This window comes from Streptomyces sp. NPDC001380 (assembly GCF_042895785.1).
GTDB lineage: Bacteria > Actinomycetota > Actinomycetes > Streptomycetales > Streptomycetaceae > Peterkaempfera.
Genome location: NZ_JBIAWP010000047.1, coordinates 1 through 11729 on the forward strand (window position 1 = coordinate 1; position 11729 = coordinate 11729).

The following is an 11729-nucleotide window of genomic DNA, read 5'->3' on the forward strand; positions in this document are numbered from 1 at the left end:
GGCCCGGGCCCCGGGGGGGCGGGGGGGGTGGGAGGTGTACTGGGGGGTCACATTAACACCCTGGGCGGGGGTGGCGGCGCCCCCCCCCCGGGGCCCGCCCCGGGGGGGGCGCCGCCCCGGAGGGGGTGTCCGGCCGGGCCGTGCCGGCCCGGCCGGACACCGTCGGGCGGTCACATGTGCACGACGGGCCCCTGCGTGCGGGCGGCCTCGGGCACGCCGCGGCGGTACAGCACGGCCGCGATGAGGGCGCCGACGGCGAACAGGCCCGCCGCCCACCAGAACGCGGCCGAGTAGCTCTCGATGCCCGCCTGGGCGAGCACCTGCGGGGTGGGGCGCTTGCCCTGCAGGTAGGACTCCGCCGCCCGGGCGGCGATGGTGGACAGCAGCGCCGTCCCGATCGAGCCGCCGACCTGCTGCACCACGTTGACGCTGGCGGAGGCGGCGCCGGCGTCGGCCGGGTCGACGCCGGCGGTGCCGAGGCTCATCGCGGAGGAGAAGAGCACGCCCATGCCGAGGCCCATGAGGAACAGCGGGGGCAGGATGTCGCTCGCGTAGTGGCTGTCCATGTCGAGCCGGGTGAGCATCGCCAGCGCGACGGCGGCGAGGGCCATGCCGGCCGGGACGAGGATCTTCGGCGAGACGCGCGGGCCGAGGAGCGCGTTGCCGCCGACCGCCGTGATCATGATGCCCGCGACCATCGGCAGGAACGCCTCACCGGTCTTCACCGGGTTGTAGGCGAGGTTCTGCTGGAGGTAGTAGGTCAGGAACAGGAAGACCGCGAACATCGCGGCACCCGCGACGAGCAGCGAGAGGAACGAGGCGGCCCGGTCGCGGTCGAGCAGGATGCGCATGGGCAGCAGCGGGTGGGCGGCGCGCGTCTGCCACCAGGCGAACGCGGCCAGCAGGACGACGCCGGCGGCGAGGAAGCCCCAGGTGCCCGGGTGTCCCCAGTCCTTGGTCTCGGCGTTGGCGAAGCCGTACACGACGGAGAACAGCCCGGCCGTGACCAGCAGGGCGCCCGCCACGTCCAGGGCGGGGCGCTCGTCGGCGCGGTCGTTGCCCTTGAGCAGCGCGAGCGCGCCGGCCAGGACGGGGACGGCGATCGCGACGTTCACGAAGAGGCACCAGCGCCAGTCCAGGTGCTGCGTCAGGAGGCCGCCCAGCAGCAGGCCGACCGCGGCTCCCATGCCGGCGACGGCGCCGTAGATGCCGAACGCCTTGGCGCGCTCCCGGGGCTCCGTGAAGGTGAGGTTGAGCAGCGACAGGCACGCCGGCGCCACCAGCGCGCCGAAGACGCCCTGCAGGGCGCGGGCGGTGACGAGGACCTCGAAGTTCCCGGCGGCTCCGCCCAGGGCGGAGGCGGCGGCGAACCCGACGAGTCCCACCGTGAACGTGAGGCGGTAGCCGAAGAAGTCACCGATGCGGCCGCCGATCAGCAGGAGGCTGCCGAACGCGAGGGAGTAGGCGGTGACGATCCACTGCCTGCTGTCGTTGCTGAAGCCGAGGTCCTGCTGGGCCGAGGGCAGCGCGATGTTCACGATGGTGGCGTCGAGCACCACCATCAGCTGCGCGAGGGCGATCATGCCCAGGACGAGCCACCGGTGCCGGGATCCGCCGCGGCCCTGGGCCGAGACGGCCGTGGCGCCTGTGGCGGTGGACGTTGACATGCGGGTTTCCCTTCGAAAGGGGTCGTGCGGTCCGGCGGTCTGCCGTCACCGCGCACACGGGTGCCGCCGTGGCAGCGGCGGATGCCGCAGCGGCCGGGGCCCGGAGCCGGGCTCCCGGCCGGCACCGCTGCGCACGTGCGGAAACGCTCTGTGAACGAAACTGTTTCGTTCACATGGGACGCTACCGCCTCACCCGATCGAAACGCAAACGTTCACCTCGTCCGGCGACGGACCGGGACGGACCGGAGGGGCGGAGGGCCGGAGGGCCGGAGGACGCCGGGCGGGCCGGAGGACGCCGGGCGGGCCGGAGGACGCCGGAGGGGTGGCGGTCCCGGCTTCGGGACCGCCACCCCTCCGGGGCTGCGGGTTCTCAGGCGGCGAGGGACGAGCGGCGGGCTCCCGGGGAGCGGCGCCCGCCGTTGCCGTTGCCGTTGCTGCTTCCGTTGCTGCCGCCGCGTCCGCCGTTGCCGCGCCCGCCGCGGCGCCCGCCGGAGCCGGCCGGGCGGCGGGTCGCGCTCGGGGCCGGGGCGGGCTCGGCGACGGTGACCGGGACGCCGCTGGGGGTGCGGGCCCCGGTGATGCGGGCGAGTTCGGCGTCGCCGGGCCGGACGCGCGCGGTGCGCGCGGTGACGCCGGCGTCGGCCATCAGCCGGGTCGTCCCGCGGCGCTGGTGCGGCAGGACGAGGGTGACCACGGTGCCGGACTCGCCCGCGCGGGCGGTGCGGCCGCCGCGGTGCAGGTAGTCCTTGTGGTCGGCCGGCGGGTCCACGTTGACGACCAGGTCCAGGCCGTCGATGTGGATGCCGCGCGCCGCGACGTCGGTGGCGACCAGGGCGGTGACGCGGCCCTCGCGGAACTGCGTCAGGGTCCGGGTGCGCTGCGGCTGGGACTTGCCGCCGTGCAGGGCCGCGGCGCGCACGCCGCTGGCGAGCAGGTGGCGCACCATGCGGTCGGCGGCGCGCTTGGTGTCCAGGAACATGATCACGCGCCCGTCGCGGGCCGCGATGCGGGTGGCGACGTCGCCCTTCTCCGCGTCCTCGACGTGCAGCAGGTGGTGCTCCATCGTGCTGACCACACCGGCCGTGGGGTCGACCGAGTGGGTGACCGGGTCGGTGAGGTAGGTGCGCACCAGGCGGTCGACGTTGCGGTCGAGGGTGGCGGAGAACAGCATGCGCTGCCCGTCGGGCCGCACCTGGTCGAGCAGCGCGGTGACCTGCGGCATGAAGCCCATGTCGGTCATCTGGTCGGCCTCGTCCAGGACGGTGGTGCGGACCTGGTCCAGCCGGCAGTCGCCGCGGTCGATGAGGTCCTTGAGCCGTCCCGGCGTGGCGACGACGACCTCCGCCCCGCGGCCCAGGGCCTGCGCCTGCCGGCCGATCGACATGCCGCCGACGACGGTGGTCAGCCGCAGCCGCACCGCATGGGCGTACGGGGTGAGGGCGTCGGTGACCTGCTGGGCCAGCTCGCGCGTCGGCACGAGGACCAGGGCGAGGGGGCGCCGGGCGTCGGCGCGCTGTCCTGCGGTGCGCGCGAGCATCGCGAGCCCGAAGGCGAGGGTCTTGCCGGAGCCGGTGCGGCCGCGTCCCAGCACGTCGCGGCCGGCCAGGGCGTCGGGCAGGGTCGCCGCCTGGATGGGGAAGGGCGTGGTCACACCCTGGCGGGTGAGGGCGGCCAGCAGGGGCGCGGGCATCTCGAGGTCGCCGAAGGCGTCCACCGGCGGCAGGGGCGGCGTGGTGGACACCGGCACCGCGAAGTCGCCCTGCGCGGCGGGGGCCCGGCGGCGCTCGGGGGCCCGGCCGGAGGCGGGGCGGGGGGCGGAGCCGGAGCCCGGGCCGCCGGCGCGGTTCCGGCGGAAGCGGTCGGGCGATCGGGGGGTGCGGTCGCGATTCATGCGGAGTTCTCCTCGATGACCGCGCGTGTCGAGGAGGAATCCACGGAATGCGGCACGCGGAACTCGGCAGGAACGGCCGTGAATGGGGCGAAGCGTGGACGGTTGGAGCCGTACGGAATGCTTCTCGTGCAGAGGACGGCGGCGGCGCTGTGCGGCCGCCGCGGTGTGCGGCGCGGGCGCGCGGGGCCCCGGCGGGGTCACCGGTGTGCGGCGGGCCGCGGGCCCTGAGCCGGCCTCCCGGCGCCGGGAGCGGCGCGGGGCCGGGCTGCGCCCGGGAGGGCGGCGGCGGCGGACGCCGGCCGGCCGGTCTCCCGGGCACGGTGCGCGGGCCCGCACCGGAGTGCGGGCCCGCGACGGGTGCGTGGCCTGCGCCACGCGTCATCCCTGGTTCAGAGGATGGTGATGTTCTCGGCCTGCGGGCCCTTCTGGCCCTGCGTCACGTCGAACTCCACCTTCTGGCCCTCCTGCAGCTCACGGAAGCCCTGGGCGTTGATGTTGGAGTAGTGGGCGAAGACGTCGGCGCCGCCGCCGTCCTGCTCGATGAAGCCGAAGCCCTTTTCGCCGTTGAACCACTTGACGGTACCGGTGGCCATGTTCTCTCCTTCGGGGCAGTGCCGCAGGGCCGCACCGTGCGGTCCCGCGCGTCGCCGTGATGATCGCCCCGCCGAGAAAGAACCTCGGAAAACAAAAGTGCGCCTGGGTGGTCACAACCAGCAGGCGCACACACAAGTTCATGGGAACCACAACTGCAACTGGGACCACGATAGCACGCCGCGGAGTCGGCCGGAGGATTTCCCGCAGCGTCTCCCGAGGTCCCCGGCGCGCGGGCGGGCACCCGGCCCGTGCGCCGCAGGGGTCCGACCGCCGCCGCACCGTGCCGGGCGGCCCGGCGGCCGACGGCGCCGGGACCGGGACCGGGACCGGGCGCGGCGGTCGCCCCTCATCCCCTGGCGGGCACGCGCACGGCGATGACGGTGACGTCGTCGTCGGCGGTCCCGAGGGAGTCCATCAGGGCGGTGCACAGCTCGCCGAGGGGCAGGCCGGCCAGCACGGCGGCCTCCCGCCGCAGGCGCTCCAGGCCGGTGTCCAGGGGCCGCAGGCGCGACTCGACCAGGCCGTCGGTGTAGAGGAGCAGCGTGGCGCCCGGCGGCAGGGGGACGACGGCCGTGAGGCGCGGGGTGTCCGGGAGGATCCCGAGCAGCGCCCCGTGCCCCTCGGCCAGCAGGGTGGTGCGGCCGTCGGGGCGGACGAGCAGGGGCGGCGGGTGGCCCGCGCTGGACCAGTCGAACCGCCAGGCGCCGGCGGCCGCCCGGTGCAGGTGGCCGTAGACCGCGGTGGCCGAGTCGGCCGCGTCCAGGTGGCTCATGACCGTGTCCAGGCGGTGCAGGGTGCTTCCGGGGGGTTCGGGGCGGTCCACGGCCAGGGCGCGCAGCATGTTGCGGAGCGCGCCCATGCGGGTGGCGGCCTGCAGGTCGTGGCCGGCGACGTCGCCGACGGCCAGGGCCAGGGGTCCGCCGGGCAGCGGGAAGGCGTCGTACCAGTCCCCGCCGATCTCCGCGCTGCGCCCGGCGGGCCGGTAGCGGGCGGCCAGCTCCAGCCCCTCGACGGGCGGCAGGTCGGTGAGCATGCTGCGCTGGAGCGTCGCGGCGATGTCGGCCTGCTCCGCGTACAGGCGCGCGTTCTCCAGGGTGAGCGTGGCCCGCAGGCCCACCTCCTCGGCCAGTTCCACCTCCGCCGGGGTGAAGGCACGGCCGGAACCGGTGCGGGCCAGCGTCATCGCCCCGTAGGTGTGCTCGCGCAACCGCAGGGGCACGACCAGGGCGACCGCCGCACCGAGACCGGGCTGCTCCTGCCACCGCACGGGGGGCGAGGGGACCGGGGGCGCCGGAGGCGCCGGGGGGCCGCCGCCCGGTCCGGCCGCGCCCGGTGCGGACTGCTGCGTGCCGGATCCGAGCAGCACCAGGCCCAGCGGCTCGGAGGGGGGAACCCGGAACTGCTGCGGTGCGCCGCGGGCGGACACCGGCCCGACGGCTCCGGAGCGGTCCGCGCAGGCGGCCCTCCGCACCAGGCCGGGTTCGGCCACCAGGTCGAGCGCCGCCCGGTCGGCCAGGCGCGGCACCAGCAGCCGCGCCAGCCGCCCCAGCCTCTCCTCCGTGTCCGCCGCCGACACCAGCTCCATGGTCACCTCGGCCAGCCAGGCCAGCGCGGCGTTCACGTCCTCGGCGCGCTGCAGTGCCCGCTCCCCGCTCGCGAGCAGCGCCTCGTGCCGCGCCCGCTCGTCCCGCCGGGCGGTGACGTCCTGGAAGGCCACCACCGCGCCGCCGTCCGGGGACGCCGGGGACAGCGGGGTGCAGGTCCACATGACCTCCAGCGGCGCGCCGTCCGCGCGCAGGAACACGTCCTCGTCGCACCTGGCGGCCCGTCCCTCGCGCAGGGCGTCCCGCAGGCGGCACGCGGTCCCGGCCGGGCGGTCCCCCGGCCGGCGGCCCGTCCCCGCCACGTCCTGGAGGTCCCGGCCGGCCAGTCCCCCGGGCGGACGGCCCAGCAGGCGCTCGGCGGCCCGGTTGCCCAGGAGGACCGCGCCGCCCGCGTCCACCAGGCACACGCCGAGGCCGAGGGCGGCGAAGACCTCCCGGAACACGTCCGCCCCCGCCGCCGGCCCGGGGCACGGCGGAGGGCTGTACGGGACACCCGCGGGAAGCTTCACCCCTCCAGTCTCCTCTCCGACGGCCCGGACGGCGTGCGCGACCGGCCCCCGCCCCCGCTCCCGCCTCCGCCCCGGGGGAGGAGTGCGGTGAGGACCCCGCCGGCGGCGCCGACCGGGACGGGGTCCACGAGGACGGCCTCGAGGGCGACGGCCGGGGCGCGCGCAGGGCGAGGAGCAGCAGGACCCCGGCGACGGTGGCGACGGCCGCGACGACGGGAGGCAGGCGCCGGGCGAGGCGGCGGTCCGGGTCCGCCTGACCGGCCGGGGCCCCGCCGACGCGGAGGGTCCGGCCGGGGTGTCCCGCGGCCGCCGGGGGCCAGGACCGTGCCGCGCGGGCCGTCGACGAGCCGCGCCGTGGCGGGGCCGGTGTCGGCGGCGGCCGCCTGGAGGTCCTGGGGACGCCGGTCGGGCGGGCGCTCGACGCTCCCGACGGTGTCGCCGGCTTCGTGGACGGGCCCGGCCTCCACCCCTCGCTCACCGCCCGGCAGAACCTCGCCGCGCTGGCCGCCCTCCGCGGCCTCGACGCCCGGACGGCGGGGATCGACGACGTGCTCGGCCAGGTCGGGCTCACCGATGTCGCCGACGACCGCGCCCGCGGCTTCTCCCTGGGCATGCGTCAGCGGCTCGGACTCGCCGCCGCCCTGCTCACCCGGCCCCGGCTGCTCGTGCTCGACGAGCCCTCCAACGGCCTCGACCCGGCCGGCACGAGGCACGTCCACGGTGTCCTCACCCGCCTCGCGGCGGACGGGACCGCCGTCGTGCTCTCCAGCCACCGGATGGACGACAGCCACCGGATGGACGACCTGGAGGCCCTGTGCTCCGAGGTCACCGTCGTCGCCACCGGACGGGTCGTGTTCTCCGGCCCTCCGGAGAAGCTGGCCGCCGAGAACCGTGAACTCGACTACCGGCTGCTCACCTCCGACCCGCGGACCGCCCACCGGCTGGCGGCCGGCACCGCCGGGGTGCGGGTCGTCGACGACGCCGGGCCGCGGCGCGGAGCCGGGGCGCTCGTCGTGCACGCGCCGGTGCCCGCCCTCGACGCACTGGTGGCGCGGCTCGTGCACGCGGGTGTCGCGGTGCGGGGGCTCGCACCCGTGGTACCGCCGCTCGAGGCCGCGTTCCTCGCCCTCACCGGGCAGCAGGAGGCCGGCCGGTGACCGCGGCCGCCGCCGACGTCCGCACCGCCGACGTCCGCACCGCCGGCGCCCGCCGCGTCCCGGTGGTGCGCGTCTACCGCTTCGAGCTGGTCAAGCTGGTCTCGCAGTGGCGGATCCGCCTGCTGCTCCTCGCCTGCTGGACCGTGCCGGGGCTCTTCGTCGCCGCGGTGGGCCGGCAGGGCCCGCTCCCCGTCGACACCCTCTTCGGCCGCTGGATGCACGCCACGGGATGGGCCGGGCCGCTGGTGGTGCTCGGCTTCGCGGGCACCTGGGTGCTCCCGCTGCTGGCCTGCGTGGTCGCCGGCGACGTGTTCGCCTCCGAGGACCGGCTCGGCACCTGGCGCCACCTGCTCGTGGCGGTCCGGTCGCCCCGGCGGGTCTTCGCCGCGAAGGCACTGGCCGGCCTCACCGTCGTCCTGCTGCTCGTGGCCGGCCTGCCCTGCTCCGGTACGGCCGGCGGGATCGCGTCGGCCGGCGACCGCCCGCTGGTCGGCCTCGACGGCCACCTGCTGGCCCCGGCGGACGCCGCCGGGGCGGTCCTCCTCGCCTGGGTCTGCGTCCTGGCCCCGACCCTGGCCCTCGCCGCGGTCGGGCTGCTCGGGTCGGTCGCGCTGGGGCGGTCCCCGACGGGGCTGCTGCTGCCCGCGCTCGTCGCGCTCGCGATGCAGCTCGCCCAGATGCTGCCGCTGCCCGCCGCCGTGCGCCTCGCCCTGCCCGGCTACGCCTTCACCGCCTGGAACGGCCTGTTCACCAGTCCGGTGCAGGCCGGCCCGGTCCTGGTGTCCACCGCGGTCGGCCTGGGGTGGGCCGTGGCCGCGACCGCGTCGGCCCACCTGCTCTTCCTGCGGCGCGACTTCACCGGCCCGGCCCACGACGGCACCGGGCTCCGCGCGGCCGCCGTCGGGCTCCTGCCGGCGGCCGGACTGGCCGCGCTCACGGTCGCGGCCGTCACCGCAGCGGTCCCGTCCCCGGGCTCCGGGATCGGGCGGGAGGAGGTGGAACGGTCGGTCGCCACGGCGTTCGCCCACCTCTACCGCCTGCAGACCGGGCAGCTCAACCGCCCCGACGTCACCGAGGCGCAGCTGCGGACCGCGGCGGCGTGCACCAGGGGCGGCGGCCGGACCGCCGCCCGGGGGCCGGGCAACGACTGGCGCTGCGTCGTCACCTGGCACCTCCCCGGCGCCGAGGCCGCGGGGACGGCCGTCTACCAGCTCGACGTCACCTCGGACGGGCGGTTCGTCGCGGACGGCGACGGACCGAAGGAGGTGAACGGCTGCTTCCTGGTGCGGACCCCGGCCGGGGACGCGCCGAACCCGCTCTGGCAGTTCGACGGCACCGTCGGGCTGCTCCGCCTCTCGAAGGGATGACCCCATGCAGGTAACCCGCAACCGCCGGCCGGTCCGGGCCGGGTCGCGCGGCGGACGCGCCGGCCGCCGGACCACCCTCACGGCGGCCGCCACCGCGGTGGTCCTCGCCGCCACCGCCGGCGTGGGCTACGCCCGGACGCACCGGTTCGGCACCGACCGGGTCGGCCAGGTCACCCGCGACGGGCGGGTCGTCTCCAGCGACCAGTACATCGCCCCGTACGGCGACCGGCTCGTCATCGACAACGGCAAGATCATGTCGTCCTCGGTCAGCCCGGACGGCACCCACCTCGCGGCCTCGCTCGCCGACGGCGGGAGTGCGCTGGCCGTCGTCGACGTGAGGACCCGGCGGGTGCAGCAGGTCGTCGGCGCCGCCGCGTCGTCGCAGCCCCGCCTCGGCAGCAACGCCGTGGGCCAGGAGGGCCCCGTGTACTCGCCCGACGGCCGGCAGCTGTGGCTGGGCCAGACCGACGGGTGCACCAGGTTCACGGTCGGCCCGGACGGCACGGTCTCCGACCCGAGGCCCGTCACCGTCCCGGCGGACGGCTCCAGGCGCGCGCTCGTCGGCCGGGCGGTGTTCTCGCCCGACGGCTCCACCGTGTACGCCGCGGTCAACGGCCAGACCGGGTGGTCGCCATCGACGCGGCGACCGGGGCCGTCCGGCGGAGCTGGCCCGTGGGCAACGCGCCCCGCGGCATGGCCCTCGTCGGCAACAGGCTCTACGTCGGCAACGAGGGCGGCCGTCCGGCGAGGCCCGGTGACACGACCATCGACTCGTACGGCACCCGGGTGCCGGCCGACCCCCGGACCGGCGCCGCCACCACCGGCACGGTCAGCGTCATCGACCTGGCGCACCCGGACGCGGCCCCCACGGGCATCGACGTCGGCCTGCACCCCACCGCCCTGTACGCCAAGGGCGAGGCCCTGTTCGTCACCGGCACGGCCTCCGACGACGTGTCGGTCATCGACACCGGCAAGGGCAGGGTCGTGCAGACCATCGGCACCCGGCCGTGGCCGGAGGCGTCGGTGGGCTACGAGCCGACCGCCGTGACGCTCACGGACGACGGCCTCCTCCTGGTGACGCTCGGCCGCGCCGACGCGGTCGCCGTCTACCGGTACAAGGGCCCGCAGGAGCCGGTGAGCTACGTCGGCCTGCTCCCGACGGACTACTTCCCCGCGGAGGTGGCGACCGTCGGCGACCAGGTGCTGGTCTCCAACACCCGCGGCATCGACGCCCGCCGCCCGAACAACCCCGCCGGGCACGGCACCCGCGACACCACGTCGAGCGTGCAGTGGTTCACGCTGCCGGACGACCGCGGCATCAGGTCCCTGACGGCGAAGGTCTTCCGGCAGAACGGCTGGACCGCCGGCTCCGTGGAGCTCGCCGGGCACGGGGTCGGCGCCGGGCCGGTGCCGGTGCCGAAGCGGCTCGGGGACCCGTCGACGATCAGGCACGTCTTCCTGGTCGTCAAGGAGAACCGGACCTACGACCAGGTCTTCGGCGACATGCCGCAGGGCGACGGCGACCCGTCGCTGACGCAGTTCGGCGAGAACGTGACGCCGAACCAGCACGCGCTGGCGCGGCAGTTCGGACTGTACGACAACACGTACGACGTCGGCACGAACTCCGCCGAGGGGCACAACTGGCTGATGCAGGCCGACGACCCGGAGTACACCGAGTCCTCGGCCGGCGCGTACCAGCGCAGCTACGACACCGAGAACGACGCCCTCGGACACCAGCGGTCCGGCTTCCTCTGGACCGGCGCGCAGGCGGCCGGGAGGAGCGTGCGGGACTTCGGCGAGTTCCAGTCGTTCGAGAGCAAGCCGGCGGGGGCGTCCTGGCAGAACCTGTACTGCGACGCCAAGGACATGGCGGCCACCGGCCGGCCCTCCGCGTACCCCATCCGGACGGGCTCGGCGATCCCGTCGCTCAACGCGGTCTCGGCGCCCGGCTTCCCCATGTTCGACCTCGACGTCCCGGACGTCTACAAGTACGAGGTCTGGAAGCAGGACTTCGAGAAGAACGGTCCGGCGGACCTGAACATGTTCTGGCTCTCCAACGACCACACCGGCGGCCCGGCGAGCGCGGCGGCCCAGGTGGCGGACAACGACCTCGCGGTCGGCCGGCTGGTCGACGGGATCTCGCACAGCCCGTACTGGAAGGACTCGGCGGTCTTCGTCGTCGAGGACGACTCCCAGGCGGGCCTCGACCACGTCGACGGCCACCGCGCCCCGGTCCAGATCATCAGCCCCTGGGCCCGGCACGGCGCCGTCGACAGCCGCTACTACTCGCAGATCACGATCATCCGCACCATCGAGCAGATCCTCGGGATCCACCCGATGAACCAGAAGGACAGCGCGGCCAGCCCGATGGAGGGGGCGTTCACCCGGCAGCCGGACGGCACGCCGTTCACCGCGCTGCCCAACCGGATCCCGCTGACCGACGGCCTCAGGACCCAGCCGGCCTGCGGCCCGGACACCCCGGCTCCGCAGAACCCCCGTGCGGCGGCCGCCCCGTCGGCGAGCGTGCCGGCGGACAGGCGGCAGGTCGCGGCGGAGTGGGACCGGTGGAAGTCGCACCAGCGGCTGACCGGGCCGGACGCCGTCCCCGACTTCGCGAACCCCGCGCAGATGGACCACTTCACGTGGTACCAGACGCACGGGTGGAGGAAGCCGTACCCCGGCGAGGACAGGATCTTCGCACCGGAGGACGTGCCGGGCGCCTTCATCCCGTCGCCGGAGTCCGACGGCTGACGTCCGCGCCGACGTCCGCGCCGACGTCCGCAGGAGCGTTGCGGACCGACCGCACCCAGGGGCCCCCGGCCGGCGTCACCGCCGGCCGGGGCCCCGCCCCCGTGCCCCCCGGGGGCCCGGGGGGGCCGGGGGGGGGGGGCGGGCGGGGCGGGGGGGGGGGCGGGCGGGGGGGGGGGGGGGCCCGGCCCG

General features: G+C 76.4%; 5 protein-coding genes and 2 pseudogenes. 3 read left to right on the forward strand and 4 right to left on the reverse strand.

Going from position 1 to position 11729, the window contains the following annotated elements; all coding sequences use genetic code 11:
• Positions 1-170: 170 nt before the first annotated feature.
• The 4 genes from ACFY07_RS28125 to ACFY07_RS28140 form a co-directional block, all read right to left on the reverse strand.
• The gene (locus ACFY07_RS28125) at positions 171-1667 is read right to left on the reverse strand and encodes an MFS transporter (RefSeq protein WP_390872371.1); all 1497 of its coding nucleotides are present in this window, start codon (positions 1665-1667) and stop codon (positions 171-173) included.
• Positions 1668-2037: 370 nt separating this feature from the next.
• On the reverse strand, positions 2038-3558 hold the full coding sequence (locus ACFY07_RS28130; protein WP_390872372.1) for a DEAD/DEAH box helicase: 1521 nt from the start codon (positions 3556-3558) through the stop codon (positions 2038-2040).
• A gap of 389 nt (positions 3559-3947) precedes the next feature.
• Positions 3948-4151 (reverse strand): cold-shock protein, encoded by a 204-nt coding sequence (locus ACFY07_RS28135; RefSeq protein WP_230653608.1) that lies wholly within the window; start codon positions 4149-4151, stop codon positions 3948-3950.
• Positions 4152-4498: 347 nt separating this feature from the next.
• Complete coding sequence (locus ACFY07_RS28140; protein ID WP_390872373.1) at positions 4499-6265, reverse strand: SpoIIE family protein phosphatase; 1767 nt, start codon at positions 6263-6265, stop codon at positions 4499-4501.
• 371 nt (positions 6266-6636) lie between these two features.
• Here ACFY07_RS28140 and ACFY07_RS28145 point away from each other — a divergent pair.
• The 3 genes and pseudogenes from ACFY07_RS28145 to ACFY07_RS28155 form a co-directional block, all read left to right on the forward strand.
• Positions 6637-7422, forward strand: a pseudogene (locus tag ACFY07_RS28145) (ATP-binding cassette domain-containing protein); the annotation flags it as partial.
• A complete protein-coding gene (locus ACFY07_RS28150) occupies positions 7419-8789 on the forward strand; it encodes an ABC transporter permease (RefSeq protein ID WP_390872374.1) in 1371 nt (456 codons plus the stop codon). The pseudogene ACFY07_RS28145 and the gene ACFY07_RS28150, both read left to right, overlap by 4 nt.
• A 4-nt stretch (positions 8790-8793) precedes the next feature.
• Positions 8794-11540, forward strand: a pseudogene (locus ACFY07_RS28155) (alkaline phosphatase family protein).
• The last annotated feature ends 189 nt before the right edge of the window (positions 11541-11729 follow it).